Origin of the sequence: Rickettsia sp. TH2014, assembly GCF_019249195.1 — a bacterium.
GTDB classification, from domain to species: domain Bacteria; phylum Pseudomonadota; class Alphaproteobacteria; order Rickettsiales; family Rickettsiaceae; genus Rickettsia; species Rickettsia felis.
The window spans coordinates 1-1,434 of record NZ_MXAX01000204.1; the positions used below are offsets into that span (position 1 = coordinate 1).

Here is a 1,434-nt window from a genome sequence, read left to right on the forward strand (position 1 = left end):
TATCCGTAATTTTATTGCAAAAAAGGGCATTATAAGTAAAACTATAGAAATAGCAAGACCACTGTAGATATTTTATATAATCTCAAGTCTTATAGTAAATATCCAATCAAGAAAAAACATATGACAGCAAACGTATTATTAGTATCAAAGGATCGAGAAAGAATTAGTCCGCTAGAGGCAAGATTATATAAAGAGTATTATACTGTGTATATAGCAGAGAACTCTAGTCAGACCATAGAGCATATTGCTAAGTACAAAATTGATGTAATAATACTTGGAATTGATTTAGAGGAGGTAGACGGCATTAAGATTTGTACTAGATTAAAGCAGAATCCGTCTACTACTTATATACCTGTTGTCATGATAGCAGAAAAAGAAGATGCTGATATAAGAATTCAAGCTTTTAATGCAGGTGCAGATGAATTAATAACATATCCAATTGATATTATAGTGTTATTATTTAGATTAACAGCATTATCAAAAACCAAGAAGTTAATAGATGAGCTGATGATAAGAAATAGTAGTAATATCATTCTTGGTGTAGCTGCTATGAGTATGGAAGAGGAAGCTGATAGGAGTATAGCAGTAATTGATGATCAAGGCAAAACAGAAAGGATTAGTGATATTCTTTATAATATTACTAAGCATGTTTACAAATTTACTGGAGATGAGGATGAGATTAAGGCATCAGACAAAGATATTGACATAGTACTTATCAGCTCTCTTTTAGAACATCAAGATCCATTAAGGGTTGTATCCTGTATTAGGAGTCATAAATTATATAAAGATAGCATAATCGTTATGCTTGTTGATAAAGTTGATGAGTTGCAAGTAACGCAGTGTATGGATATAGGGATAAATGATTTCTTCTTATATAATATTGAGGAAGTGGAATTAGTAATAAGAGTTAAAACATTATTACAAAGAAAACTATATAAAGATAATTTGAAGAGACAGCTACAGGAGCAAGTAGAATTATCTATAAAAGATGGACTTACTGGTATATTTAATAGACATTATTTTGATGTACATGCAATACAAGTAGTAAGAGAAACGCATGGCTGTAAATATTCATCAAATTTACTAATGTGCGATTTGGATGATTTTAAAAACGTAAACGATCAGCATGGACATCAAGCAGGGGATGCGGTTTTAAAAACATTTGCAGAAATATTAAAAAATAATTTTTACGTAACGGACTTAGTAGCAAGGTATGGTGGTGAGGAGTTTGTGATATTACTTGGTTGTGTTACATTAGATCAAGCAGAGCAGTTAGCAGAAAGGTTACGAAAAAAGGTAGAAGAAACAGAGTTCATAATACCATTAACAGGTGATTTACTTAAGAAAACAGTAAGTATTGGTGTCACGGAATATAAACGGGGAGAGCCAATTGAACAGTTTATCGCAAGAGCAGATAAGGCTATGTATATGGCT

The 1,434-nt window shown here is 31.6% G+C and carries 1 protein-coding gene; it reads left to right on the forward strand.

What is annotated here, in order from left to right; translation table 11 throughout:
• Nucleotides 1-120 precede the first annotated feature (120 nt).
• A partial coding sequence (locus tag KYQ89_RS04165) for a diguanylate cyclase (protein ID WP_218460539.1) occupies nt 121-1,434 on the forward strand: 1,314 nt, incomplete at its 3' end.